Here is a 26,996-nt window from a genome sequence, read left to right on the forward strand (position 1 = left end):
TTATATTCAGGCTATGTGGCGGACAGTGTACCACTCACATGGCCCATTCGCGGGCACGCCCGCTCCCACAGGTATTGCACCGCCATCCGGCCCTGCGCTTTCCCTGTGGGAGCGGGCATGCCCGCGAATGAAGCCAACTCGCTATCAAGTCAGGCCCAACTCACCCCAGATCCGCCGCACTTCGCGGCGTTCATCGGCAAACTGCGCGGCGTCGATCACCCCGGCCTGCTTCTGCAGGGCCTGGCGGTGCGAGGCAGAGCGGAACGCCTTGTACACTTCACGCAACAGCACCGCGTCACTGGCCGGCATCAAACCTGCCTGCTCCAGCTCTTCCAGAATGCGGATGTTATCGGTCCATCGAAGCAAGGCCGGATGGTCATGCGACCAGGCCAAGGCGGCGTATTGCACCATAAATTCGATATCGACGATACCGCCGGCATCCTGCTTGATATCGAACGGCACACCAGGCTCGAACGCATTGGCCGCGGTGCCGGCAGCAGTGGCCTTGGTACCCAGGTTGTCGCGCATCTTGGCGCGCATTTCGCTCACTTCGCTGCGCAGTTTCTGCAGGTCGCGCGGCTGGCCCAGCACCTTGGCGCGCACGCCTTCGAACGCTGCGCCCACCTGCTTGCAGCCCACCAGCACACGGGCCCGCACCAGGGCCTGGTGCTCCCAGGTCCAGGCTTCGTTCTGCTGATAGCGCTCGAACGCGCCCAGTGAGCTGACCAGCAGCCCGGCGGCCCCGGACGGGCGCAGGCGCATGTCGACGTCATACAGCTGGCCGGAGTTGGTCTGGGTGGCCAGCAGGTGAATGATGCGCTGGCCCAGGCGGGTGAAGAACTGCGCCCCATCGATCGGCTTGGCGCCGTCGGTTTCCGCCTGCGGGTCGCCGTCGTGGATGAACACCAGGTCCAGGTCCGAGCCATGGCCGAGTTCCAGGCCACCGACCTTGCCGTAGCCAATGATGATGAAACCCGGGTCGCACAAGCTGCCGTCGCTGCGCCTGGGCTGGCCATGGCGGGCCACGGTCTGGCGCCAGGCCAGGGCCAGCACCTGGTCGAGGATGGCTTCGGCCAGCCAGGTCAGGTAGTCGCTGACTTTCATCAATGGCAGGTTGCCGCTGATTTCCGAGGCGGCAACGCGCAGGCTGTGGGCCAGCTTGAAATGGCGCAGCGCCTCCATTTGCTGCTCCAGGTCGTCCTCGGGGATACGCGTCAGGCGCTCGCGCAGCTCGCTGGCAAGTTCCGGCGCCAGCGGCGGGCTGTACAGGCGGCCTTCGTTGAGCAGCTCGTCGAGCAGCAGTGGGTAACGGGCAATCTGCTCGGCGATCCACGGGCTGGCGGCGCAGAGGGTCAACAGGCGGCCCAGGGCGCCAGGGTTTTCGGTCAGCAGCACCAGGTAGGCAGAACGCCGCGCCACGGCTTCAACCAGTGGCAGCACGCGCTCCAGCACCAGGTCGGGGTCGGCATGTTCGACCGTCTGGGCCAGCAACCGGGGAATAAAGGCATCCAGGCGCTCACGGCCAAGGCGCTGCATCGAACGCAGTTGCGGGCTCGAGCGCAGCGCAGCCAGGCGCCGCAGGGCGTCGGCGGGCTGCTTGAAACCGGCCTCTTCCAATTGGCGGCCCGCAGCCTCTTCATCCTGCGCCTGCTCCCATAGCGGCGACCACTCACCGCCTACCACCAGTTCGCCTTCGCCGTCTTCGTCATCCGGGTCGGCAATCACCTGGCGGAAGTGCCAGTCGATACGGCCGCGCCAGTACACCAACTGGTCCTGGAAGCTCTGCCAGTCGGCAAAACCGAGCATGTAGGCTACCCGTGCCTGGTCAAGCTCGCTGTCCGGCAGCATCTGCGTCTGGCGGTCGGCGATGGCCTGGATGGCATGCTCGGTATAACGCAGGAACTCATAGCCCTCGCGCAGCTCGGTGACCACCGCCGGTGGCAAGTAGCCCTGGCCTTCGAGGGTGGCCAGCACTTTCAGCAATGGCCGTTGCTGCAGGCTGAGATCGCGGCCACCGTGGATCAGCTGGAACGCCTGGGCGATGAACTCCACCTCGCGTATGCCACCGGCGCCCAGCTTGATGTTGTCGGCCATGCCCTTGCGCCGCACTTCCTGCTGGATCAGCTGCTTCATGGTGCGCAGCGCTTCGATCGCGGAAAAGTCCAGGTAGCGGCGATACACGAAAGGCCGCAGCATCTCCTGCAACTGCGCGCCGGCGGCCTGGTCACCCGCCACCACCCGCGCCTTGATCATCGCGTAGCGTTCCCAGTCGCGGCCCTGGTCCTGGTAATACTGCTCCAGCGCATTGAAGCTGAGCACCAGTGCGCCGGCCGAGCCGTACGGGCGCAGGCGCATGTCGACGCGGAACACGAAGCCGTCCACGGTGACCGGGTCCAGGGCCTTGATCAGGCGCTGGCCCAGGCGGGTGAAGAACTCCTGGTTATCCAGCGAGCGTTTCACCCCTTCGGTTTCGCCGCCTTCGGGGAAGGCGAAGATCAGGTCGATGTCCGACGACAGGTTCAGCTCGACCGCACCCAGCTTGCCCATGCCCAGCACCACCATCTGCTGCGGTTGGCCGCTGCGGTTGCCGATCGGTGTGCCGAACTGCTGGCAATGACGCGGGTACAGCCATTGGTAGGCCTCATCGATGGCGGCATCGGCCAGGTCGGACAGGTCGCGGCAGGTTTCACCCAGCGCCGCCTGGCGGGTGATGTCGCGCCAGATGATGCGCAACTGCTGGCGGTTGCGCTCGCGACGCAGGTTGCGCGCCAGCTCGTCCTCGCTCTGCGCCGCCTGGGCGGCTGCGGCGATGTGCCCACGCAGTTCGCCCATGGCGTACGGCCGGTCCAGCTCGCCACTGGCCAGCAGGCCGAACACCATGGCCGGCTCGCGCCGGGCCAGGCCCAGCACGAAGTCGCTGGCTGCGGCTACCTGGTCGAACTGTTGCCAGTGCAGCGGGCTCCAGGCCTGCAAGTCGAGTTCCGGGTGGTAGGCCACGGCATCGCGAAGGAATTGCTGGTTGCGAGCGACCAGCGGTTGCAGGGTGGCGGGCAGATCGGACGGCAAAGGCAGGCGCATGGTCTATCCTTGATCGGCGTGAAATAGAGGGGAAAAAGCGGCCAAGGGGAAACCGGACCACGGTTGGACTGTCGTACAAAAGTTGGAAATAGCTGAAACAGCCTTAAAATTGGCAACAACCATCAAGAATTACCCGTTCGCGACACAATGCCAACCAACATGAACGTTTTTCCTCACAAGCCAGCATGCGACGAAACGTCGCATAGATGTAGTTTTACTACTACCCCTGTCGTGTAAAAGCATGAAATGCGAAAGCAAATGTAGTAAAACTACACGGCGCCGGAGGACACCCCGGTAATCCAAGAATTCACGACGTCTGCCCATAAGGCCAGTCGCAAACTCAGGCAATCGATTCTGGTTGCCTTTCCGCCCTGGAGCAAGCCATGCAAGACCTCGATCCAATCGAAACCCAGGAATGGCTGGATGCCCTGGAGTCGGTCCTCGACAAAGAAGGCGAAGACCGCGCTCATTACCTGATGACCCGTATGGGCGAGCTGGCCACCCGTAGTGGTTCCCAGCTGCCATACGCGATCACCACGCCATACCGCAACACCATCCCTGTCACCCACGAAGCACGCATGCCTGGCGACCTGTTCATGGAACGCCGCATTCGCTCGATGGTGCGTTGGAACGCCCTGGCCATGGTCATGCGTACCAACCTGAAAGACTCGGACCTGGGCGGACACATCTCCAGCTTCGCCTCCAGCGCCACCCTGTACGACATCGGCTTCAACTACTTCTTCCAGGCCCCGACCGAAGAACACGGCGGCGACCTGATCTTCTTCCAGGGCCACGCTTCGCCAGGCGTCTACGCCCGCGCCTTCATGGAAGGCCGCATCAGCGAAGAGCAGATGAACAACTTCCGTCAGGAAGTGGACGGCAACGGCCTGTCTTCGTACCCGCACCCCTGGCTGATGCCTGACTTCTGGCAGTTCCCGACCGTATCGATGGGTCTGGGTCCGATCCAGGCCATCTACCAGGCACGTTTCATGAAGTACCTGGAAGCGCGCGGCTTCATCCCGGCCGGCAAGCAGAAGGTCTGGTGCTTCATGGGCGACGGCGAGTGCGACGAGCCGGAATCCCTGGGCGCGATCGCCCTGGCCGGCCGCGAGAAGCTGGACAACCTGATCTTCGTCATCAACTGCAACCTGCAGCGCCTCGACGGCCCGGTTCGCGGCAACGGCAAGATCATCCAGGAACTCGAAGGCGTGTTCCGTGGCGGTGGCTGGAACGTCAACAAGGTCGTCTGGGGCCGCTTCTGGGACCCACTGTTCGCCAAGGACACCAACGGTGCCCTGCAGCGCCGCATGGACGAAGTCATCGACGGCGAGTACCAGAACTACAAGGCCAAGGACGGTGCGTACGTCCGTGAGCACTTCTTCAACACCCCAGAGCTCAAGGCCATGGTCGAAGACCTGTCCGACGACGAGATCTGGAAGCTCAACCGTGGCGGCCACGACCCGTACAAGGTCTACGCGGCGTACCACCAGGCGGTCAACCACAAGGACCAGCCTACCGTCATCCTGGCCAAGACCATCAAGGGTTACGGTACCGGTGCCGGCGAAGCCAAGAACACCGCGCACAACACCAAGAAGGTCGACGTCGACAGCCTGCGCCACTTCCGTGACCGCTTCGACATCCCGGTCAAGGATGCCGACCTGGAGAACCTGCCGTTCTTCAAGCCGGAAGAAGGTTCTGCCGAAGCCAAGTACCTGGCCGAGCGCCGTGCCGCCCTGGGTGGTTTCGTGCCACAGCGCCGCGCCAAGAGCTTCAGCGTGCCGACCCCGCCACTGGAAACGCTGAAAGCGATCCTGGACGGCTCGGGCGACCGCGAAATCTCCACCACCATGGCCTTCGTGCGTATTCTGGCGCAGCTGGTCAAGGACAAGGAAATCGGCCAGCGCATCGTCCCGATCATCCCGGACGAAGCCCGTACCTTCGGTATGGAAGGCATGTTCCGCCAGCTGGGCATCTACTCGTCGGTCGGCCAGCTCTACGAGCCGGTCGATAAAGACCAGGTGATGTTCTACCGCGAAGACAAGAAGGGCCAGATCCTCGAGGAAGGCATCAACGAAGCCGGCGCCATGTCGTCGTTCATCGCTGCCGGTACCTCGTACAGCTGCCACAACCAGCCGATGCTGCCGTTCTACATCTTCTACTCGATGTTCGGCTTCCAGCGCATTGGCGACCTGGCCTGGGCCGCTGGCGACAGCCGTACCCGTGGCTTCCTGATCGGCGGTACTGCCGGCCGCACCACCCTCAACGGTGAAGGCCTGCAGCACGAAGACGGTCACAGCCACATGATGGCGGGCACCATCCCGAACTGCCGCACCTACGATCCGACCTACGGCTACGAGCTGGCGGTGATCATCCAGGACGGCATGAAGAAGATGACCGAAGAGCAACAGGACATCTTCTACTACATCACCGTGATGAACGAGTCCTACCAGCAGCCAGCCATGCCGGCCGGTGTCGAGGAAGGCATCATCAAGGGCATGTACCTGCTCGAGGAAGACACCCGCGAAGCCGCGCACCACGTACAGCTGATGGGCTCCGGCACCATCCTGCGCGAAGTTCGCGAAGCGGCGAAGATCCTGCGTGACGAGTTCAACATCGGTGCCGACGTGTGGAGCGTGACCAGCTTCAACGAACTGCGTCGCGACGGCCTGGCAGTGGAACGCGCCAACCGCCTGAAGCCTGGCCAGAAGCCACAGCAGACCTACGTCGAGCAGTGCCTGAGCGGCCGCAAGGGCCCGGTCATCGCCTCTACCGACTACATGAAGCTGTTCGCCGAGCAGATTCGCCAGTGGGTGCCGAGCAAAGAGTTCAAGGTCCTGGGTACCGACGGTTACGGTCGCAGCGACAGCCGCAAGAAGCTGCGTCACTTCTTCGAAGTCGACCGCCACTTCGTGGTGCTGGCCGCGCTGGAAGCCCTGGCTGACCGTGGCGAGATCGAACCCAAGGTTGTGGCTGACGCCATCGTCAAGTTCGGCATCGACCCGGACAAGCGCAACCCACTGGACTGCTGAGGAGTATTTTTAAGTGAGCGAACTCATTCGCGTACCTGACATCGGCAGCGGTGAAGGTGAAATCATCGAGCTGTTCGTCAAGGTCGGTGACCGTATCGAGGCTGACCAGAGCCTGCTGACCCTGGAGTCCGACAAGGCCTCCATGGAAATCCCGGCGCCGAAAGCCGGCGTCATCAAGGAACTGAAGGTCAAGCTGGGCGACCGCCTGAAAGAAGGCGACGAGCTGCTGGTTCTGGAAGCCGAGGGTGCCGCTGCTGCGGCCCCCGAGGCACCTGCCGCCGCTCCGGCGCAGGCTGCTGCACCGGCTCCGGCCGCTGAAGCCGCCCCGGCTCCTGCTCCGGCCGCAGCCCCGGCTGCCGCCAGCGTGCAGGACATCCACGTGCCGGACATCGGTTCGTCGGGCAAGGCCAAGATCATCGAAGTGCTGGTCAAGGCCGGTGACACCGTCGAAGCCGACCAGTCGCTGATCACCCTGGAGTCCGACAAGGCCTCCATGGAAATCCCTTCGCCCGCCGCTGGCGTGGTGAAGGAAGTGATCGCCAAGCTGGACGACGAAGTCGGCACCGGTGACCTGATCCTCAAGCTGGAAGTCGCCGGCGCTGCCCCGGCTGCCGCCCCGGCCCCTGCCGCTGCTGCCCCGGCCAAGGCTGAGGCGGCTCCGGCTGCCGCACCTGCGGCTGCCGCAGCAGCCCCTGCTGCTGCCCCTGCACCGGTTGCCACCGCACCGGCTGCCGGCAGCAACGCCAAGGTTCACGCCGGCCCGGCAGTCCGCCAGCTGGCCCGTGAATTCGGTGTCGACCTGGGTGCCGTTGCGGCCACCGGTCCGCACGGCCGCATCCTGAAGGAAGACGTGCAGGTCTACGTCAAGGCGATGATGCAGAAGGCCAAGGAAGCCCCGGCAGCCGGCGCAACCGGTGGTGCCGGCATCCCGCCGATCCCGGCCGTGGACTTCAGCAAGTTCGGTGAAGTGGAAGAAGTGGCCCTGACCCGCCTGATGCAGGTCGGTGCCGCCAACCTGCACCGCAGCTGGCTGAACGTGCCGCACGTCACCCAGTTCGACGCCGCCGACATCACCGAGCTGGAAGCCTTCCGCGTGGCGCAGAAGGCCGTGGCTGAAAAGGCTGGCGTGAAACTGACCGTGCTGCCATTGCTGCTCAAGGCCTGCGCCTTCCTGCTCAAGGAACTGCCGGACTTCAACAGCTCGCTGGCGCCAAGCGGCAAGGCCATCATCCGCAAGAAGTACGTGCACATCGGCTTCGCCGTGGACACCCCGGACGGCCTGCTGGTCCCGGTGATCAAGAACGTCGACCAGAAGAGCCTGCTGCAACTGGCTGCCGAAGCCGCTGCGCTGGCTGAAAAGGCCCGCACCAAGAAGCTGTCGGCCGACGAGATGCAAGGCGCCTGCTTCACCATCTCCAGCCTCGGCCACATTGGCGGCACCGGCTTCACGCCGATCGTCAACGCGCCGGAAGTGGCTATCCTGGGCGTCTCCAAGGCGACCATGCAGCCGGTCTGGGACGGCAAGGCCTTCCAGCCGAAGCTGATGCTGCCGCTGTCGCTGTCCTACGATCACCGTGTGATCAACGGCGCTGCCGCCGCGCGCTTCACCAAGCGCCTGGGCGACGTGCTGGGCGATATCCGCACCATGCTGCTGTAACGCTGCACACTGCCCCTCGCGACGAGGGGCAGTACCCTTTTCGAGCTGCCACGCTCGTACCTCAACCCCGTCGATTGGCGGGGCTTTTTTTGTCCGCCGAATAAACACGGCGAACTACAGATTCCAGCCCACAAGCCGATAACCCGTACACAGCATCACATATGGCGGCTTGCCAGCCCCCTGGACATGATGCAACCTTGCCAGATCTGCCGCTGCCCATAGGCCGCGTCCCCTCTTCAAGCGAGTCTTCGATGAAAAGCCAACCCGATGCCGCCAGCCGTGTGGCGGCCGAGGTCGTCACGCAGTTACCCGTGCCCTCGCGGCTCGGCATGCTGCGTTTCGAAAGGCTCAACGAAGCCACCTGGGCCATGCTCTACCTGGACCCGGCCTGCGAACGCCAGTTCGGCTTGCACGCCAGCGACCTGTGCGCCCTGGTCGATGCTCCCTACGCCAGCCTGATGGAGCCGGAAGCCCGCTACCGGCTGCACGACGAGATCCAGCTGCAACTGGCCCAGCGTGGCTACTACCGTGTGCGCTACACCTTGCACACGCCGACAGCATCGCTACGCCTGCTCGAGGTGGGGGAAACCTACAAGCAGCACAACCGTCAGCTGGTGCGTGGCTACCTCAGCGTGCTCGATGACCACGCCGAAGAGACCGGCGAGGCCGGGGCCAGTGACCTGGAATCGCGCAACAATCGCCTGCAGCTGGCCCTGCAACTGAACCAGCGCGCACAGCAGGAACAACTCGAGCACCTGGAGCGGGTACGCGGCCAGCAGGACCTGATCCTGCGCCTGGCCCGCCAGCGCTACAGCGGCGGAAATTCACTGCTGGAGGCTGCCCAGCTGATCACCCGCAGCGCCTGTGAAATCTACAAGGTCGACTGCGCCAGTATCTGGCACCTGGACGGCCAGCAACTGGAGCCGATCACTGCCTGGTACCGCGATGTGCAAGCGCATCGCCAGCCCGAAGCCATCGATGCCAGCCGCTTCCCCGACTACCTTGACGCGCTGCATGCCAGCCGCGCCATCGATGCCCACAATGCCGGCCACGACCCGCGCACCCGCGCGCTGGCGCAAAGCCTGTTCACGGCGAACAAGGCCATGCTCGATGCCAGTATCCGCGTCGATGGCCAGGTTGTAGGCGTGCTGTGCCTGGAGCAGACCGGCCAGACGCGGGCCTGGCAGTCGGACGAAATTGCCTTTGCCGGCGAGCTGGCCGACCAGTTCGCCCAGGTCATCACCAACCACAACCGGCGCACCGCGGCCAGCGCCCTGCACCTGTTCCAGCGCGCCGTGGAGCAGAGCGCCAGCGCCTTCCTGCTGGTCAACCGCGACGGCGTGGTGGAGTACGTCAACCCAAGTTTCACCGCCATCACCCAGTACAGCACCGAGGAAGTCCAGGGCCGCCACCTGGGTGAGCTACCGGCCTTGGAAAATTTGAGCGAATTGCTGTTCGACTCACCCTCGAGCCTGGCCATGGGCAACAGCTGGCAAGGCGAGTTCAAAAGCCGGCGCAAGAACCTGGAGCCCTACTGGGGCCAGTTGTCGATCTCCAAGGTGTATGGCGACAACCGTGAGCTGACCCACTACATCGGCATCTACGAAGACGTCACCCAGACCAAGCTGGCCCAGCAACGCATCGAGCGCCTGGCCTACACCGACAACCTGACCAACCTCGGCAACCGCCCGGCGTTCATCCGCAGCCTGGACGAGTGCTTCGCCCGTGACGGCGAGAACGCCATGTGCCTGCTGCTGGTGGACATCGACAACTTCAAGCGCATCAACGACAGCCTGGGCCACCAGACCGGCGACAAGCTGTTGATCAGCCTGGCCCGGCGCCTGCGCAACAGCCTGCATACCGGCGGCATCCTGGCGCGCTTCGCCAGTAACGAGTTCGCCGTGCTGCTCGACGACACCCGTCTCGAAGAAGGCCAGGGCGTTGCCATGCAATTGCTGCGGACCCTCGACAAACCGATGTTCGTCGATAACCAGCTGATCAACGTCACCGCATCGGTGGGCCTGGCCTACGCGCCACTGCATGGTACCGACCCTGCCAGCCTGATGAAGAACGCCGGCCTGGCCCTGCACAAGGCCAAGGCCAACGGCAAGCACCAGGTACAGGTGTTTACCGAGGTGCTGAATGCCGAAGCCAGCTACAAGCTGTTCGTCGAGAACAACCTGCGCCGCGCCCTGACCCAGAACGAGCTGGAGGTGTTCTACCAGCCCAAACTGTGCCTGCGCAGTGGTCGCCTGCTGGGGCTGGAAGCGCTGCTGCGCTGGAACCACCCCGAACGCGGCATGATCCGCCCGGACCAGTTCATCAGCGTGGCGGAAGAGACCGGCCTGATCATCCCCATCGGCAAATGGGTAGTGCGCCAGTCGTGCCGCATGAGCCAGCAGCTGCGCGAAGCCGGCATGGGCAACCTGCATGTGGCCATCAACCTGTCGCCCAAGCAGTTCTCCGACCCCGACCTGGTGGCGTCGATCAGTAGCATCCTCAAGGAAGAAGCCCTGCCCCCGCACCTGCTGGAGCTGGAACTGACCGAAGGCCTGCTGCTGGAGGCCAGCGAAGACACTCACCGCCAGCTGGACGAGCTGAAGGCCCTGGGCCTGACCCTGGCCATGGACGATTTCGGTACTGGTTATTCGTCGCTGAGCTACCTGAAGAAGTTTCCGATCGACATCCTCAAGATCGACCGCAGCTTCATCAACGAGATTCCGGACAACCAGGACGACATGGAGATCACCTCGGCGGTGGTGGCCATGGCGCACAACCTCAAGCTGAAGGTGGTGGCCGAGGGCATCGAGACACCAGAGCAACTGGCGTTCCTGCGCCGCCACCGCTGCGACGTCGGCCAGGGCTACCTGTTCGACCGGCCGATCCCGGGGCGCGAGCTGGCCGAACGGCTGAAGCGTTATCCGCGTGGTCCGCTGGCCTGACAGCGGCGTAAACCTCGGGCACTATAGAAACCATTCGGGCCCTTTCGCGGGCACGCCCGCTCCCACAGGTCCCCCACAACATTCAGACCCTGTGGTGATCCTGTGGGAGCGGGCATGCCCGCGAAGGCCCCAACACCCATTCAACAGACATACAGAGGAACGGCCATGGTCCTGCGTTCGGAAATCCTGGTGAACAAAAACGTCATGCCTACTGCGGAACAGGCCCTGCCTGGCCGCGAAACGCCAATGAGCCTGCCCGAGTTCCACTACGTGTTCAAAGACACGCCGCTGCTCGGCCCGTTCTTCCAGAACGTCGACTTCGCCATCTTCGGCCTGGGTTGCTTCTGGGGCGCCGAACGCCGCTTCTGGCAGCGTGAAGGTGTGGTCAGCACCGTGGTCGGCTACGCCGGCGGCTTCACCCCGAACCCCACCTACGAAGAAGTCTGCTCGGGCCTGACCGGCCACACCGAAGTGGTGCTGGTGGTGTTCGACAAGGACAAGGTCAGCTACCGCGAGCTGTTGGCGATGTTCTGGGAGCTGCACAACCCGACCCAGGGCATGCGCCAGGGCAACGACATCGGCACCCAGTACCGCTCGGCCATCTACTGCACCAGCCCGGAACAGCTGGAACAGGCCCAGGCCAGCCGCGACGCCTACCAGGCCGAGCTGAGCAAAGCCGGTTTTGGCGAAATCACCACCGAGATCGCCCAGGCGCCGACCGTCTACTTCGCCGAGGCCTACCACCAGCAGTACCTGGCCAAGAACCCGGACGGCTACTGCGGTATCGGCGGTACCGGCGTCTGCCTGCCACCCAGCCTGCAGGGTAACTGAGCGTGAGCACGATGACGCTGTTCCACGCACCGCTGTCGCCGTTCGTGCGCAAGGTCATGGTGGTGTTGCACGAGACCGGCCAGCTGCAGCGGGTCAAGTTGCAGTCGGTGAACATCAGCCCGGTAAGTGGCGACCCCCAGCTGAACCAGGACAACCCGATTGGCAAGATCCCGGCCTTGCGCCTGGAAGACGGCACCGTGCTGCACGACAGCCGGGTGATCTGTGAATACCTCGACTTGCAGCATGTCGGCCTGCCGCTGCTGCCACGCGAGGGTTCGGCACGCTGGCGGCGCATGACACTGGCTTCGCAGGCGGATGCGATCATGGATGCGGCGGTGTCGAGCCGCTATGAGAGCTTCCTGCGGCCTGAAGAGAAGCGCTGGGATGGTTGGCTGCAGGCACAGGGCGAGAAGATTCGCCGCAGCCTGGCCAACCTTGAGCAAGAGCACCTGGCCGAATTGGCCAGCGGCTTCGATCTGGCGGCGATCGGCGTGGCTTGTGCGCTGGGGTACCTGGATCTGCGTCAACCCGAGTTCGGCTGGCGCGAACGCCAGCCTGGCCTGGCTGCGTGGTATGCCGAAGTGGCCAAGCGGCCATCGATGGTCGCTACTGCACCTGTTGCCTGACCCGTCTTGCAGGGGCGGCCCTGTCGCCACACAAGGCCGCCCCTGCAAAGGCCACGTCAACCTCCGGCTCAGCAGTCCGGTTTGCCAGCGGTGAACTTCTTCGCCGGGTTCACCGCCGCCTTGAATTCGCGCAGCGCCTTGGAGCCCACCAGCAGCGGATAATTGAAGCTGCTGCGGTCTACCAGGTTCACCTCCACGGTACGCTTCACGTCACCCAGGCACAGCTCCAGGTCCACCACCGGGCGCTTGGAGATTTCCGGCCCATCGCCTTCGTCCTCCTCGTCAGCACGCCCCTTGATCTTGCTGATGCGCGAGACCTTGTGCTCGTACACCTTGCCGTCCGAGTCCTTGGTCGCCAGGCGGAAACGTACCCACTCGTCGCCATCGCGGGTGAACAGTTCGATGTCCTTGGCCGACAGCGACGCGGTGAAGGCACCGGTGTCCATCTTGGCTTTCAGGGTTTCGCCCAGCTCGGGCAGGGCAATATTCTCGTAACGACCATAGAGGGTAGGCTCGGCGGCCATCACCGGCAGGGCCAACAGCGACCACATGGCAAACAGATATTTCACGGGCAGGCTTCCTTGAGAAGTGTCAGTGCTTAGACTGCACTGGCAGGATAGGTTCGCTGTCACAAGCCTAACCAACATAATGTGAAACATTTGTCTCAGCCGTCGGGCACTGGAAATTTGGCGTAGGCCACCGCCCTGCTTATCATTGCCAACCGTTTTTATCCCACAACAAGAGTCTCGATATGCGTCGCCTGCTGACCGGCATCCTCACCACCACCCTGCTGCTGCTCAACACCTTGGTGCTGATCGGCCCGCTGCTGGTGTTCGCCCTGCTCAAACTGGTGCTGCCCGGCCGTGGCCGTGACTATGCCTCTTGGGCGGTGATGTGGGTGGCGGAAACCTGGTCAGAGATCGACAAGGCCATTTTTGCCCTCTGCATTCCAACGCAGTGGGACATTCGCGGTGTCGAGAACCTGCGCAGGGACACCTCCTACCTGGCCGTCAGCAACCATCAGACCTGGGTCGACATCCCGGCGCTGATCGAAAGCCTCAACCGCCGCACACCGTTCTTCAAGTTCTTCCTCAAGAAGGAACTGATCTGGGTGCCGCTGCTGGGCCTGGCCTGGTGGGGCCTGGACTATCCGTTCATGAAGCGCTACAGCAAGGCGTTTCTGGCAAAGCACCCGGAGCTCAAGGGCAAGGACCTGGAAATCACCAAGGCGGCCTGCGAGCTGTTCAAGCGCCAACCGGTGACCGTGGTCAACTACCTCGAAGGTACCCGCTTTAGCGAGGCCAAGCGCCTGGAGCAGCAGTCGCCGTATCGCCACCTGCTCAAGCCCAAGGCCGGCGGCGTGGCCTTCGTGTTGGCGGCCTTGGGCGAGCAGCTGGATGCGTTGCTGGACGTGACCATTGTCTACCCCGGCAACCCGGCGCCAGGGTTCTGGGATTTGCTCAATGGCAGCATCAGCCGGGTGATCATCGACATTCGCGTGCGTGAACTGGACCCGGCGCTGTGGGCTGGCGACTACGAGAACGATGCTGAATTCCGCCAGACCGTGCAGGCCTGGGTGAACCGGTTATGGATAGAGAAGGACCAGCGGATCGAGCAGCTTCGGGCCGAAATGGTCTGACCTGTAACGGCCCTGTCACCGGATACTACGGCATCATCAGACCGAAGGCCGAGTCAACGGCGCCGGGGTGGCCCACAAACTCCCCAGGTTCTGCAACAACGACCCGGCAATACCCTGTTGTCCAAGGTACTGGAGCAGCAGCGGGGCGAACTGGCCGATCATGCCTGTATCCATGCCCAACGCCTTGAATGCAGCGTCCAGGTCGGTGCGGTTCTGCACATCGTTGCCCAGCGCCTTGTCCAAGGCAGACTGGCTATCCTTGTCATTGCCCAGCAATTGCCCCAAGCCACTCAGCCCACCCAGGAGATTGGCGCCCGACAGCAGGTCGAGGCCAGGCACGGCCTTGGTCAGCTGGCCGTAGTCGTCGCTGCTGAGGTTGTTGCGCGCCAGCCCCAGCATGGCCCCTGCGCCACCCACCGCCTGTTCCGGGGTGATGTTCAGCTGGCTGCCCAGGATGTTGAGCAGGTTGGCCTGCGCCGCCGGTGCCTGCACCTGGCCTTGCTGGCCCTGTTGCTGCATGGCGGTCACGGCATTGGCCGCATCGCTGAGGTTGTAGGCGAACACCGGGCTTGCGGCCAGGGTCATCAGGGTAGCCAGCGTGAATGCTTTCATCGGGAGGGACCTCGGCGGCCGGGATGGCCTGGAAACGAGGCATTGGACTGAAGCCAGACAAGTTTGTTCCAGGCCGGTGATCGGCCCGCTTGGGCTGACTCGAAGCACAACGCCCCCGGGCGGGGGCGTTGCTCCAGCAGGTTAAGCTGCGCCCCACATCTTGTGCGGGTCGATCACGAATTTCTTCGGTACGCCGGCATCGAACTCGCCATAACCTTCTGGCGCCTGGTCGAGGTTGATGACCTGCACGCCTACCACTTCGGCGATGTTGATACGGTCCCACATGATCGCCTGCATCAGCTGGCGGTTGTACTTCATGGTCGGGGTCTGGCCGGTGTGGAAGCTGTGCGATTTCGCCCAGCCCAGGCCGAAGCGAATGCTCAGCGCGCCGATCTTGGCAGCGGCATCCACCGCACCCGGGTCTTCGGTCACGTACAGGCCGGGGATACCGATATTGCCGGCAACACGGGTCACCTGCATCAGCGAGTTCAGCACGGTAGCCGGCGCTTCATGCTTGGCACCCTCGTGGCCGTGACCACGCGCCTCGAAGCCAACGGCATCGACAGCGCAGTCCACTTCCGGCTCGCCGAGAATGTCGACGATCTGCTCGTGCAGTGGGGTGTCCTTGGACAGGTCGACCACTTCGAAGCCCTGCGACTTGGCGTGGGCCAGGCGCGCCGGGTTGAGGTCGCCGACGATGACGCAGGCCGCGCCGAGCAGGCGCGCCGAGGCGGCGGCAGCCAGACCGACCGGGCCGGCACCGGCGACATACACGGTGCTGCCCGGGCCTACGCCAGCGGTGACAGCGCCGTGGTAGCCGGTCGGCAGGATGTCGGACAGGCAGGTCAGGTCACGGATCTTCTCCATGGCCTTGTCGCGATCCGGCAGTTTCAGCAGGTTGAAGTCGGCATACGGCACCAGCACGTATTCGGCCTGGCCACCGGTCCAGTCGCCCATGTCGACGTAGCCGTAGGCACCACCGGCGCGGGCCGGGTTGACGGTGAGGCAGACCCCGGTGTGCATTTCCTTGCAGGAGCGGCAGCGGCCGCAGGCAACGTTGAACGGTACCGACACCAGGTCACCGATTTTCAGGCGTTCGACATCACGCCCCATCTCGACGATTTCACCGGTGATTTCGTGGCCCAGGACCAGGCCGACCTGGGCAGTGGTGCGACCGCGGACCATGTGCTGGTCGGAGCCGCAGATGTTGGTGGAGACCACCTTCAGGATCACGCCGTGCTCGATCTTGTTGCCGCGTGGGTCCTGCATTTTCGGGTAGTCGATCTTCTGCACCTCGACCTTGCCGGCGCCGAGATATACCACTCCACGATTGCCAGACATGCTCTTACCTCGCTTGATTTGTATTTATGCAGCGGTGGTTGAACGCGCCGCCATCCGTGGGCGGCATGTGTTTCTGGAATGCAGGGAATTGTGGGCCTGATAGGGCGACTTGCACTGACTGGAAGCGACAGGGAGATGCCATTTAACGGCAGGGGAAATTGTGTTGGTCCATTCGCGGGCAAGCCCGCTCCCACAGGAAGAATGCCAGCTGTGAAGGCCGCATATAACCTGTGGGAGCGGGCTTGCCCGCGAATGGCCGGTGCAGGTTGTTAGAGAACGACCGTCCGGTTGGCGTTGAGGAACACTCGCCGCTCGATGTGATAACCGACAGCCCGCGCCAAGGTCAGGCACTCGATGTCACGCCCCTTGGCAATCAGGTCTTCCGGGTAATGGCTGTGGTCCACCACCTCCACGCCCTGGGCGATGATCGGCCCTTCGTCCAGGTCGTTGTTGATGTAGTGCGCCGTGGCGCCAACCATTTTCACACCCTTGTTGTACGCCTGGTGATAGGGCTTGGCGCCCTTGAACCCTGGCAGCAACGAGTGGTGAATGTTGATCGCCCAACCATCCAGGCGCCGGCACAGCTCCGGCGACAGCACCTGCATGTAGCGGGCAAGCACCACCAGCTCGGCGCCAGTTTCCTCGATCACCTGGATCACCTTGCGCTCTTGCGCCGGCTTGTCCTTGGGGTCAAGGGCGAAGTGGTAGTAAGGGATCTTGTGCCAGTGCGCCAAAGGTTCGAGGTCAGGATGGTTGGACACCACCGCGACCACATCCATGGCCAGCTGGCCGATGCGCTGGCGATACAGCAGGTCATTGAGGCAGTGGTCGGCCTTGGACACCATGATCACCACCTTGGGGCGGTGGTTGGGTGCGGTCAGCTCGAAGGCCATGCCGAAGGCGTCACTGCGCTCGGCGAGGCCGGCACGGAAGCCTGCCTCGTCGAAATCGTCCGGCTGGCGGAACTCCACGCGAATGAAGAAACGCCCCGACAGCCGGTCATCGAAGGAGTGGTGCTCCGTCACGTAGCAGCGCTGCTCGAAGAGGTAACGCGTCACCACGTCGACGGTACCGAGCATGCTCGGGCAGTCGGCGGTGAGAATCCAGGTATCCGGTGCCCGACTCATGTTCGCTCTCCTTAAGCTTCGATGCTCAGGCCGTACTCGGCCGAAGCGTCCTGCAGCCACAGCCACCAGTAGTCGGCGAAGCTGCGGCGAATCACCAGTTCCCAGGTGTCTTCGGCGGTGCGGCGGATCACCAGTTGCGACTTGGCGAACACGGTACCGACGGCCTTGCCCACCGGGAAGTTGTTCGGGTGAACATCATAGCTGGTGGATTTCATCAGCACTTCGCGCACGTTCGGGCCGCGCAGTTCCAGCAGGCTCTGCCCACCGCTGACGTTGACCACCTGGATGTGCTGGCCTTCGAGGGCTGCGCGCAGCTTTTGCTCGACGGCATACTCCTGGCCGCCCGGGACGATCAGCAACCACTCGTCCGGGCCCATCCATTGCAGCGACATTTCGTTGTTGGCGACCACGGTCAGGGCCACGGGCAGCTCCAGGCCCAGGGCCTTGTGCACGCCGGCGGCGAACTCTGGGTCATGGCCATCGCCACGAAGGGTCAGGTGGCCGAGGAACTTGCGTTCACGCAGGGTCACGCCTGCGTTCTTGCGGCCTTTGCCAACCAGGCTGGCCAGGTCGGCGTGGTGCAGTGGCGACTGGGCCTTGGCCTCGGCGCCGGGGTTTTGCTGGAAGACGTTGATAGCGCTCATTTCTTACCTGCCTTGAATTCTGGATTCGACCACGATGCCTGCGGGAGACGGTTACCCTGTGGGAGCGGGCATGCCCGCGAATGCGATGGTGGATTCACCGCCCTCTTCGCGGGCACGCCCGCTCCCACAGAGACCTCATTCCAAACTGGGCACCAGCTGGTACCGGGGCCTTAGACGTTCTGCCGCTCACCCTTCGGATCGAAGAACACCGAAGACACGATCTCTGCCTCGATCACGCTGCCATCCGCCTGCGGCGAGTACACGCGCTCGCCCATGCGCTTGAGGCCGCCCTTGACCACACCCATGGCAAACGAATAGCCCAGGGAGTTGGCTGCATAGCTGGAGGTGACGTGGCCGACCATGTCCATCGGGATCGGCTGCTTCGGATCGAAGACCAGCTGGGCACCTTCCGGCAGCCACTTGGTCGGGTCGACCGGCTTCAGGCCCACCAGCTGCTTGCGGTTCTCGCGCACGCAGTCTTCGCGGTTCATGCCACGCAGGCCGATCCACGAGTACGGCTTGTTGCGGCCTACGCACCAGCTCATGTTCAGGTCATCCGGGGTCATCGAGCCGTCGGTGTCCTGGCCGACGATGATGAAGCCCTTCTCGGCACGCAGCACGTGCATGGTCTCGGTGCCATACGGGGTCAGGTTGTACTTCTTGCCCGCCTCGATGATCTGCTCCAGCACGCCCATGGCGTAGTTGGCTTGCACGTTGACTTCGTACGACAGCTCACCGGTGAACGAGATACGGAACACCCGGGCTGGCACGCCGCCGACGTTGCCTTCCTTCCAGGTCATGAACGGGAAGGCTTCCTTGTCCATGTCGATGTCGGTCAGCTCGCTCAGCAGCTTGCGGCTGTTGGGGCCGGACAAGGTCATGGTGGCCCAGTGGTCGGTGACCGAGGTGAAGTACACCTTCAGCTCCGGCCATTCGGTCTGGTGGTACAGCTCCATCCACTGCAGCACGCGCGCAGCGCCGCCGGTGGTGGTGGTCATGATGAAGTGGTTGTCGCCGACGCAGGCGGTCACGCCGTCGTCGAAGACCATGCCGTCTTCCTTGCACATCAGGCCGTAACGGGCCTTGCCCACGTCGAGCTTGGTCCAGGCGTTGGTGTAGATGCGGTTGAGGAACTCACGCGCATCCGGGCCCTGGATGTCGATCTTGCCCAGGGTCGAGGCGTCCAGCAGGCCCACGCTGTCGCGCACGGCCTTGCATTCACGGGCAACCGCGGCATGGATGTCTTCACCGGCCTTCGGGAAGTACCAAGGGCGCTTCCACTGGCCGACATCTTCGAACTCGGCGCCGTTCTTCACGTGCCAGGCGTGCAGGGCAGTGAAGCGCACGGGCTCGAACAGGTGGCCACAGTGCCGGCCTGCTACCGCGCCGAAAGTTACCGGCGTGTAGTTGGGACGGAACATGGTGGTGCCCATTTCCGGGATGGTGATACCCATCGAACGGGCGGCGATGGCCAGGCCGTTGATGTTGCCCAACTTGCCTTGGTCGGTACCGAAGCCCAGCGCGGTGTAGCGCTTGACGTGTTCGACCGACTCGAAGCCTTCGCGGGTGGCCAGTTCGATGGCGGCCGCGGTAACGTCGTTCTGCTGGTCGACGAACTGCTTGGGCGCACGGGCAGTGCCCTTGTCGTGCGGCACCTGGAACAGTGCCACGGTGGCCTCTTCCTTGCGCGCCACGGTTTTCGGCAGGCTGCCGACAGTGGCCTTGAAGCCGGCTTCGGTGGCTGCGCGCACGCCGCCTTCGAAACCATCGGCAATCGCGTCGCCCAGGGGGTATACGCCATTGATACCGCCGACACATTCACGCTTCTGCGGCGCATCGCCCGGGACGAAGCCGAGGATATCTTCGCGCCAGATCGGACGGCCACCCAGGTGCGAAGCCAGGTGCACGACCGGGCTGTAACCGCCGGAGGTGGCGATCAGGTCGCAGTCCAGGGTTTCGCCAGGGCTGGTGACCTTGTGTGCCTGTACATCGATGGCGGCCACGCGGGCGCCGGTGACATGCTTGCTGCCCTTGGCCTCGATCACGGCGCTGGAGGTGAGAATGCGGATGCCCTTGGCACGTGCTTCTTCAACCAGCGAACCACGCGGGTTGTGCCGAGCGTCGGCGATGGCGACCACCTGCAGCCCGGCATCGTGCCAGTCCAGCGCGGCGCGGTAGGCGTGGTCGTTGTTGGTCGACAGCACCAGCTTGCGGCCCGGGGCCACACCGTAACGGCGCACGTAGGTGGATACGGCACCGGCCAGCATGTTGCCCGGCACGTCGTTGTTGCCGTACACCAGCGGGCGTTCGTGGGCGCCGGTGGCCAGTACCACGCGCTTGGCGCGGACGCGGTGCACGCGCTGGCGCACCTGGCCGATCGGGGCACGGTCGCCGAGGTGGTCGGTGAGGCGCTCGTGGATGGTCAGGAAGTTATGGTCGTGGTAGCCGTTGACCGTGGCACGTGGCAGCAGGGTCACTTCCGGCAGGCTTTCCAGCTCCTTGACCACGGCGTTGACCCAGTCGGTGGCAGGCTTGCCGTCGAGGGTCTCGCGGGTGTCGAGCAGGCTGCCGCCGAACTCTTCCTGCTCGTCAGCCAGGATCACCCGGGCACCGCTGCGCGCAGCGGCCAGGGCCGCGGCCAGGCCAGCAGGGCCGGCGCCGACGATCAGCACGTCGCAGTGCTGGTTCATGTAGTCGTAGCTGTCCGGGTCGTTCTGCAGCGGCGCGCGGCCAAGGCCGGCGGCTTTGCGGATGTACTTCTCGTAAGTCATCCAGAACGATTTCGGGTACATGAAGGTTTTGTAGTAGAAGCCCGGCGGCATCATGCTGCCGCCGACCTTGCCGAGGATGCCCATGACGTCGTTGTTGACGTTCGGCCAGCCATTGGTGCTGGTGGCGACCAGGCCAGCGTACAGGGCCTGTTGGGTGGCACGCACGTTAGGGATCTGGGTGGCTTCGCTGGAGCCGATCTGCAGGATGGCGTTCGGCTCTTCGGTACCGGCAGCGATGATGCCGCGCGGGCGCGAGTACTTGAAGCTGCGGCCAACGATGTCGACGCCGTTGGCCAGCAACGCGGCGGCCAGGGTGTCGCCGGCATAGCCCTGGTAGGTCTTGCCGTTGAAGCTGAAGTTAAGGACCTTGCTGCGGTCGATACGGCCGCCGCTGGCGAGGCGATAGGTCTGGCTCATACTTTTTCCCCTTGGCCTTTGACGGTCGACGGTGCGCTGCTGTGCTTGCCGTTGGCGGTCACTTGCGGCTTCTCGCCAATCTTGTAGGTTTCCAGAATTTCGTAGGTCACGGTGTCGCGGGTGACGTTGAAGTACTGGCGGCAGCCGGCAACGTGGTCCCACAGTTCGTGGTGAATACCGCGCGGGTTGTCACGGTAGAACATGTAGGTACCCCACTCCTCGTCGGAGCAGGCGTTGGGGTCCAGCGGGCGGGCGATGTGCGCCTGGCCAGAGGCGTGGAACTCTTCTTCGGAGCGCAGCTCGCCGCAGTGGGGACAGAAAATATGCAACATGACGGTGTCTCCGGTTAGTGGGCGACGGCGGCAGCGCCGTGTTCGTCGATCAGTGCGCCGCTGTAGAAGCGGTCCATGGAGAATGGCGCGGCCAGTGGGTGCATTTCGCCCTTGGCCAGGCTTGCGGCGAAGACGTTGCCCGAACCCGGGGTCGCCTTGAAGCCACCGGTACCCCAACCGCAGTTGAAGAACAGGTTCTTGACCGGGGTCTTGGTGATGATCGGGCAGGCGTCCGGCGAGGTATCGACGATGCCGCCCCACTGGCGGTTCATGCGAACGCGCGAGAGGTTGGGGAACATTTCGACGATGGCTTGCAGGGTGTGCTCGATCACCGGGTACGAACCGCGCTGGCCGTAGCCGACCCAGCCGTCGATGCCGGCACCGATCACCAGGTCGCCCTTGTCCGACTGGCTGATGTAGCCGTGCACGGCGTTGGACATGATCACGCTGTCGATGATCGGCTTGATCGGCTCGGATACCAGCGCCTGCAGCGGGTGCGACTCCAGCGGCAGGCGGAAGCCGGCGAGCCTGGCCATGTGCCCGGAGTTACCGGCGGTGACCACGCCAACACGCTTGGCGCCGATGAAGCCCTTGTTGGTTTCCACACCGATGACCGCGCCGTTTTCCTTGCGGAAACCGGTCACTTCGGTCTGCTGGATCAGGTCCACGCCCAGGGCGTCGGCAGCACGGGCGAAGCCCCAGGCCACGGCGTCGTGACGGGCCACGCCGCCACGGCGCTGTACGGTGGCGCCAAGAATCGGGTAGCGGGTGTTCTTCGAGCAGTCCAGGTACGGGATCTCGGCCGCGACCTGGGCAGTATTCAGCAGCTCGCCGTCCACGCCATTCAGGCGGTTGGCGGAGACGCGGCGCTCGGAGTCACGCATGTCCTGCAGGGTGTGGCACAGGTTGTAGACGCCGCGCTGGGAGAACATCACGTTGTAGTTGAGGTCCTGGGACAGGCCCTCCCACAGCTTCATGGCGTGCTCGTACAGGTGCGCCGACTCGTCCCACAGGTAGTTGGAACGCACGATGGTGGTGTTACGGGCGGTGTTGCCGCCGCCCAGGTAGCCCTTCTCGATCACCGCGACGTTGGTGATGCCGTGCTCCTTGGCCAGGTAGTAGGCCGTGGCCAGGCCATGGCCGCCACCGCCGACGATAACCACGTCGTAGACCTTTTTAGGCGTTGGCGTGCGCCACATGCGCTGCCAGTTCTCGTGGTGGCTGAGGGAGTGCTTGAAAAGGCCGAAGCCCGAGTAACGTTGCATGGTGTGTGGCTCCACTCAGCGGTAAACAGGGAAATCTGCGCACAGCGCCGCGACGTTCTTCGCCACATCGGCTTCGACGTCTGCGTCACCGAGGTTGTCGAGGATGTCGCAGATCCAGCCGGCCAGGGCCACACATTGCGCGACCTTGAAGCCGCGGGTGGTGACGGCCGGGGTGCCGATACGCAGGCCCGAGGTGACGAACGGCGACTGCGGGTCGTTCGGCACGGCATTCTTGTTGACGGTGATGTGCGCACGGCCCAGGGCGGCGTCGGCGTCTTTGCCGGTGAGGCCCTGGCGAATCAGGCTGACCAGGAACAGGTGGTTGTCGGTACCACCGGAGACCACGTCGTAGCCACGGTCGATGAACACCTGGGCCATGGCCTGGGCGTTTTCGATCACCTGTTTCTGGTAGGCCTTGAACTCAGGCTCCAGCGCTTCCTTGAAGCACACCGCCTTGGCGGCGATCACGTGCATCAGCGGGCCACCCTGGGCGCCGGGGAATACTGCGGCGTTGAGCTTCTTCTCGATCTCTTCGTTGGCCTTGGCCAGGATCAGGCCGCCACGTGGCCCGCGCAGGGTCTTGTGGGTGGTGGTGGTCACCACGTCGGCGAACGGGATCGGGTTCGGGTACAGGCCGGCGGCAACCAGGCCGGCGACGTGGGCCATGTCGACGAACAGCAGCGCCCCGACCTTGTCGGCAATGGCGCGGAAGCGCGGGAAGTCGAGGGTCTTGGAGTAGGCCGAGAAGCCGGCAACGATCATTTTCGGCTTGTGCTCGACCGCCAGGCGCTCGACTTCGTCGTAGTCGATCAGGCCGGTGTTGGTGTCGATGCCGTACTGCACGGCGTTATACAGCTTGCCCGAAGACGACACCTTGGCGCCGTGGGTCAGGTGGCCACCGTGGGCCAGGCTCATGCCGAGAATGGTGTCACCGGGCTGCAGCAGGGCCAGGTAGACCGCGCCGTTGGCCGACGAGCCGGAGTGCGGCTGGACGTTGGCATAGTCGGCACCGAACAGCTGCTTGGCGCGCTCGATGGCCAGGGCCTCGACCTTGTCCACGTGCTCGCAGCCACCGTAGTAGCGCTTGCCCGGGTAGCCTTCGGCGTACTTGTTGGTCAGGCCGCTGCCTTGGGCCTGCATCACGCGCTTGGAGGTGTAATTCTCCGAGGCGATCAGCTCGATGTGGTCTTCCTGGCGCTGTTCTTCGGCATTCATCGCCGCCAGAAGTGCATCATCGTAACCCTGGATCTGGTCTTGCTTGCTGAACATCGTGTATCTCCCGGCGGCGATCATTTTTTGTCGTGGGGCACTGTGGCCCTTTGTGGCGATGTTATGACTGGCCGGGGCGGGTCAGATGCCTGCGCACGCCTTGCAATGGCGCGTTTACGACATTCGTTGCGGTGCTGGCTTCTTCGCGGGCACGCCCCCTCCCACAGGGATCTGCACAGGCCCATGGTTCCTGGCCTGCGCGGTCCTTGTGGGAGCGGGCGTGCCCGCGAAGAGGCCGGCACAGGCAACACAGCAGCAGCCCATGCACAGCTTGTATAGGCAACCGCCGAATCGATGGTTTAGAGTGCTGTTCTGCGTCGTTCACAGGACAGTGTCATGACAGATAAGAGCCAACAATTCGCCAGCGACAATTATTCCGGTATCTGCCCCGAAGCCTGGGCGGCGATGGAAAAGGCCAACCACGGTCACGACCGCGCCTACGGCGACGATCAGTGGACCGAGCGCGCCGCCGAATACTTCCGCAACCTGTTCGAAACCGACTGCGAGGTGTTTTTCGCCTTCAACGGCACCGCCGCCAACTCCCTGGCCCTGGCCTCGCTGTGCCAGAGCTACCACAGCGTCATCTGCTCCGAGACCGCCCACGTCGAGACCGACGAATGCGGCGCGCCGGAATTCTTCTCCAACGGCTCCAAGCTGCTGACCGCAGCCAGCGTCCACGGCAAGCTGACCCCGCAATCGATCCGTGACGTGGCCTTGAAGCGGCAGGACATCCACTACCCCAAGCCACGCGTGGTGACCATTACCCAGGCCACCGAGGTGGGCACGGTGTACCGTCCCGACGAGCTGCGGGCGATCAGTGCCACCTGCAAGGAGCTGGGCCTGAACCTGCACATGGACGGCGCGCGCTTTTCCAACGCCTGCTCGTTCCTGGGCTGCAGCCCGGCCGAGCTGACCTGGAAGGCCGGCATCGATGTGCTGTGCTTTGGCGGTACCAAGAACGGCATGGCGGTGGGTGAAGCGATCCTGTTCTTCAACCGCCAGCTGGCCGAGGACTTCGATTACCGCTGCAAGCAGGCCGGGCAACTGGCGTCGAAGATGCGCTTCCTGTCGGCGCCATGGGTGGGCCTGCTGGAAGACGGCGCCTGGTTGCGTCACGGCGCACATGCCAACCGCTGCGCGCAATTGCTGGCTTCACTGGTCAGCGGCCTGCCGGGGGTGGAACTGATGTTCCCGGTGGAAGCCAACGGGGTGTTCCTGCAGATGCCGGAGCCTGCGATCGAAGCGCTGCGGGCCAAGGGCTGGCGGTTCTATACCTTCATCGGCAGCGGCGGGGCGCGCTTCATGTGCTCTTGGGATACCGAAGAGGAACGGGTGCGTGAACTGGCGGCGGATATCCGTAGCATCATCACCGCCTGACAGGCCGTATTCGCGGGCACGCCCGCTGCCACAGGGATCGCGCGATGAACCTGTGGGAGCGGGCAAGCCCGCGAAGAGGCAAACGCCGATCTAGAGCCTGAACCCGCCCATCTGCCGCGCCAGGTCATCGGCCAGCCCACGCAATGCCCGGCACTCCTCGCGACAGCCCTGCACCTCCGCCGCCGTCTCCCGCGCCAGGTCTGAGATCCCTTGCACCGTGCGGTTGATTTCCTCGGTCACCGCCGATTGCTCTTCGGTCGCCGTCGCAACCTGATGGTTCATGTCGCTGATATGCTCGACCCGCTCGGTAATGGCTCCCAATGATGCGCCGGTGCGCTGGCTCGACTCGACACCGCTACCGGTGGCCTGCTGCCCCGCCTGCATCGAACTCACCGCCACGCCCGCGCCCTGCTTCAGGCGCTGGATCATCTGCTGCACCTCGTCAGTGGACAGCTGCGTGCGCCGCGCCAGGGTGCGCACTTCATCGGCCACCACGGCGAACCCGCGCCCCATGTCCCCCGCCCGGGCGGCCTCGATGGCAGCATTCAGCGCCAGCAGGTTGGTCTGCTCGGAAATGCTGCGGATCACCGCGAGTACTTCATCGATCGAAGCAACTTCACCGGCCAACTGGCCCACCGCCTCGGCCGCCTTGCCGATATCACCCGACATGCCCTCGATACCCTGGACCGAGCGCCGTACCACTTCGCGCGCTTGCACGGCTTCGTCACGCGCCGCCTGCGAGGCCTGGGCCGCATCGCCGGCATTGCGGGCGATGTCCTGCACGGTCAGGCCCATCTCGTGCACGGCCGTGGCAACCATTTCGGTCATTTCCTGCTGGCGCCCGGAACGTTCGGCCGTGTTGTCCACCACCAGGGTCACTTGTTCAACCGCCCGGTGCAGGCGTTCGGAAGTCTGCAGCACTTCACCGATCAGCCGGCGCTGGCTGTCGAGGAAACGGTTGAATCCGCGGGCCAGGTCACCCAGTTCGTCCTGGCGTGTATCGTCCAGACGCTGACTGAGATCACCCGCACCACTGCCAATCTGCAACAACGCGGCAGTGACGCGACGGATCGGCCGTACCAGGCCGCGCGCCAACAGCACCACCAGCAGCAGTGACAGCAGCGCCACGCCACCACCGATCAGGCTGGTCAGCCACACCGCCTGCCGCATTTGCGCGTAGATCTCCTGCTCCGGCACCTCGGCGACCAAGGTCCAGTTCAGCTCGCGCAACGGCAGGCCGAGCGCCAGGTAGCGTTCGCCGTCACGGCTGAAGCGGCTGCTGCGCAGGGCCTGCGCCCCGCTCATCACGGCCCTGGCGGCGTCCGCACCGAGCTGCTCGGCCAATTGGCGCTTGCCGCTGAAGGCATTGTCCGGGTGCACCTGGATCAGGCCATCGTTGCGCACCAGAAACACCTTGCCGCTTTTGCCAAAACTGAAGTCGTGAATCAGCTTCGACAGCTCGGTCATGCGCAGGCCCATGCCGGCCACACCGACCAGCTGGCCCTGTTTCTCCACACGGTAGTCGATGAACAGCGCCAGCTCGCCGGTGGCGCCATCGATGTCGATGTTGATGAACCGTTCGGCGCCGCTGTCGATGTAGCCGTAGAACCACTTGTCCTTCGGGTTGCTGCGGCTGAGCGTGCGGTCCAGGCCATTCTCGTTGTAGTAGTGGCCGGTCTCGGTGGACACGAACAGGGTGGTGAACGCCTGGTTGCGCTGTTTGGCAGCAGTGAGGTACTCGATGAACTGCGGCACCTGCGCGGGGTTTTCGCCTGCGGCGAGCCAGTCGCGCAGCAGCGTGTTGCCGGCGATGTCCGCTGCCGCTACCAGCGGCTGGCCGAGCATGCGCTCGATATCGTTGCGGATGGCTTCGATGCTGGCCGGCAAAGCGGTGTCGACCAGGTAGCGTTCGGTGAGGCGGTTGAGCGCCACGGTGAAAATGATGACAACGACCAGAATGCTCGCCAGCAGGGCGGCGCCCATGCTGATGATCAACTGCCACTGGATGCTTCTACGCCAGATACGCATGCCCCTGCTCC

General features: G+C 64.0%; 18 protein-coding genes and 1 pseudogene. 7 read left to right on the top strand and 12 right to left on the bottom strand.

All coding sequences use genetic code 11. From position 1 onward, the window contains the following. Positions 1–144: 144 nt before the first annotated feature. A complete protein-coding gene (gene glnE, locus ACLEJP_RS06800) occupies positions 145–3,078 on the bottom strand; it encodes a bifunctional [glutamate--ammonia ligase]-adenylyl-L-tyrosine phosphorylase/[glutamate--ammonia-ligase] adenylyltransferase (protein WP_440805060.1) in 2,934 nt (977 codons plus the stop codon). A gap of 383 nt (positions 3,079–3,461) precedes the next feature. Here glnE and aceE point away from each other — a divergent pair, with 383 nt between their 5' ends. The 5 genes from aceE (at position 3,462) to ACLEJP_RS06825 (ending at position 12,163) form a co-directional block, all read left to right on the top strand. Continuing rightward, positions 3,462–6,107, top strand: a complete 2,646-nt coding sequence (gene aceE / locus ACLEJP_RS06805; protein WP_170027891.1) for a pyruvate dehydrogenase (acetyl-transferring), homodimeric type — start codon at positions 3,462–3,464, stop codon at positions 6,105–6,107. 13 nt (positions 6,108–6,120) lie between these two features. Further along, complete coding sequence (gene aceF / locus ACLEJP_RS06810; RefSeq protein ID WP_440805063.1) at positions 6,121–7,764, top strand: dihydrolipoyllysine-residue acetyltransferase; 1,644 nt, start codon at positions 6,121–6,123, stop codon at positions 7,762–7,764. Positions 7,765–8,015: 251 nt separating this feature from the next. Continuing rightward, positions 8,016–10,706 (top strand): putative bifunctional diguanylate cyclase/phosphodiesterase, encoded by a 2,691-nt coding sequence (locus ACLEJP_RS06815; RefSeq protein WP_440805064.1) that lies wholly within the window; start codon positions 8,016–8,018, stop codon positions 10,704–10,706. 165 nt (positions 10,707–10,871) lie between these two features. After that, positions 10,872–11,537, top strand: coding sequence for a peptide-methionine (S)-S-oxide reductase MsrA (gene msrA / locus ACLEJP_RS06820; RefSeq protein ID WP_289131714.1), 666 nt, complete (start codon positions 10,872–10,874; stop codon positions 11,535–11,537). A 2-nt stretch (positions 11,538–11,539) separates the two neighbouring features. Beyond that, a complete protein-coding gene (locus ACLEJP_RS06825; RefSeq protein WP_440805065.1) occupies positions 11,540–12,163 on the top strand; it encodes a glutathione S-transferase in 624 nt (207 codons plus the stop codon). A 68-nt stretch (positions 12,164–12,231) separates the two neighbouring features. Here ACLEJP_RS06825 and rloA2 read toward each other — a convergent pair whose 3' ends face one another. Next, the gene (gene rloA2 / locus ACLEJP_RS06830; RefSeq protein ID WP_440805067.1) at positions 12,232–12,732 is read right to left on the bottom strand and encodes a retropepsin-like aspartic peptidase RloA2; all 501 of its coding nucleotides are present in this window, start codon (positions 12,730–12,732) and stop codon (positions 12,232–12,234) included. 182 nt (positions 12,733–12,914) lie between these two features. Here rloA2 and ACLEJP_RS06835 point away from each other — a divergent pair, with 182 nt between their 5' ends. Further along, positions 12,915–13,802 (top strand): acyltransferase, encoded by an 888-nt coding sequence (locus tag ACLEJP_RS06835; protein ID WP_440805068.1) that lies wholly within the window; start codon positions 12,915–12,917, stop codon positions 13,800–13,802. 36 nt (positions 13,803–13,838) lie between these two features. Here ACLEJP_RS06835 and ACLEJP_RS06840 read toward each other — a convergent pair whose 3' ends face one another. The 8 genes from ACLEJP_RS06840 to ACLEJP_RS06875 all read right to left on the bottom strand — a co-directional run bounded on the left by ACLEJP_RS06840 (position 13,839) and on the right by ACLEJP_RS06875 (position 23,580). Then, entirely contained in the window at positions 13,839–14,414 is a 576-nt protein-coding gene (locus ACLEJP_RS06840; RefSeq protein WP_440805070.1) for a DUF2780 domain-containing protein, read from the bottom strand. A 141-nt stretch (positions 14,415–14,555) separates the two neighbouring features. Then, positions 14,556–15,755 carry a formaldehyde dehydrogenase, glutathione-independent gene (gene fdhA / locus ACLEJP_RS06845; protein WP_051095434.1) on the bottom strand — a complete coding sequence of 400 codons (1,200 nt, stop codon included), beginning with the start codon at positions 15,753–15,755 and terminating at the stop codon, positions 14,556–14,558. Between the two features lie 269 nt (positions 15,756–16,024). Further along, positions 16,025–16,882, bottom strand: a complete 858-nt coding sequence (purU, locus tag ACLEJP_RS06850; protein WP_198757337.1) for a formyltetrahydrofolate deformylase — start codon at positions 16,880–16,882, stop codon at positions 16,025–16,027. An 11-nt stretch (positions 16,883–16,893) separates the two neighbouring features. After that, the gene (locus ACLEJP_RS06855) at positions 16,894–17,526 is read right to left on the bottom strand and encodes a sarcosine oxidase subunit gamma (RefSeq protein ID WP_225780066.1); all 633 of its coding nucleotides are present in this window, start codon (positions 17,524–17,526) and stop codon (positions 16,894–16,896) included. A 170-nt stretch (positions 17,527–17,696) separates the two neighbouring features. Then, positions 17,697–20,714, bottom strand: a complete 3,018-nt coding sequence (locus ACLEJP_RS06860; protein WP_440805072.1) for a sarcosine oxidase subunit alpha — start codon at positions 20,712–20,714, stop codon at positions 17,697–17,699. After that, positions 20,711–21,046 carry a sarcosine oxidase subunit delta gene (locus ACLEJP_RS06865; RefSeq protein ID WP_186674973.1) on the bottom strand — a complete coding sequence of 112 codons (336 nt, stop codon included), beginning with the start codon at positions 21,044–21,046 and terminating at the stop codon, positions 20,711–20,713. Before ACLEJP_RS06865 ends, ACLEJP_RS06860 begins: the two co-directional genes overlap by 4 nt. A gap of 14 nt (positions 21,047–21,060) precedes the next feature. Then, a complete protein-coding gene (locus tag ACLEJP_RS06870; protein ID WP_225780064.1) occupies positions 21,061–22,311 on the bottom strand; it encodes a sarcosine oxidase subunit beta family protein in 1,251 nt (416 codons plus the stop codon). A gap of 15 nt (positions 22,312–22,326) precedes the next feature. Continuing rightward, a complete protein-coding gene (locus tag ACLEJP_RS06875) occupies positions 22,327–23,580 on the bottom strand; it encodes a serine hydroxymethyltransferase (RefSeq protein WP_186674972.1) in 1,254 nt (417 codons plus the stop codon). A gap of 336 nt (positions 23,581–23,916) precedes the next feature. Here ACLEJP_RS06875 and ACLEJP_RS06880 point away from each other — a divergent pair, with 336 nt between their 5' ends. Beyond that, a complete protein-coding gene (locus ACLEJP_RS06880) occupies positions 23,917–24,957 on the top strand; it encodes a threonine aldolase family protein (RefSeq protein WP_440805074.1) in 1,041 nt (346 codons plus the stop codon). A 90-nt stretch (positions 24,958–25,047) separates the two neighbouring features. Here ACLEJP_RS06880 and ACLEJP_RS06885 read toward each other — a convergent pair whose 3' ends face one another. Beyond that, positions 25,048–25,785, bottom strand: a complete 738-nt coding sequence (locus ACLEJP_RS06885; RefSeq protein WP_440805289.1) for a methyl-accepting chemotaxis protein — start codon at positions 25,783–25,785, stop codon at positions 25,048–25,050. 126 nt (positions 25,786–25,911) lie between these two features. Continuing rightward, a pseudogene (locus ACLEJP_RS06890) lies at positions 25,912–26,985 on the bottom strand (HAMP domain-containing protein); the annotation flags it as partial. Between the last annotated feature and the right edge of the window lie 11 nt (positions 26,986–26,996).

It is taken from the genome of Pseudomonas sp. SMV7, assembly GCF_052041995.1.
Lineage (GTDB): Bacteria > Pseudomonadota > Gammaproteobacteria > Pseudomonadales > Pseudomonadaceae > Aquipseudomonas.